Raw genomic sequence first — 255 nt, 5'->3', positions numbered from 1 at the left:
GCCGCGGAGATCGCGCCGCGCTCGGACATCTCATGGAATTTCTACGCAGCAAGCAGTTGATTCCCGCTGAGAAGGCACCGGTTTCCCAACTGTCGCCTATTGAGCACAGTATAAAGGACTACGTAGCATACTTGCGAGAAGCGCGTGCCCTGACCGAAGCGACCATTCGCAACTACGTGCCCTTTGTCCGCAGTTTCCTGGAAGACTGCTTCGGCAACCGACCGGTCTCGCTTTCCCGTTTGCGCGCGATCGATA

The 255-nt window shown here is 57.3% G+C and carries 1 protein-coding gene; it reads left to right on the top strand.

The window, feature by feature from the left end; genetic code table 11:
* Positions 1–32: 32 nt before the first annotated feature.
* Positions 33–255: hypothetical protein (locus AB4Y34_RS42410; RefSeq protein WP_368719012.1), on the top strand; the 223-nt coding region annotated here is incomplete at its 3' end.

Origin of the sequence: Paraburkholderia sp. BR10954 (assembly GCF_040965775.1) — a bacterium.
GTDB classification, from domain to species: domain Bacteria; phylum Pseudomonadota; class Gammaproteobacteria; order Burkholderiales; family Burkholderiaceae; genus Paraburkholderia; species Paraburkholderia youngii.
This window is presented reverse-complemented; position numbering and strand designations above follow the sequence as displayed.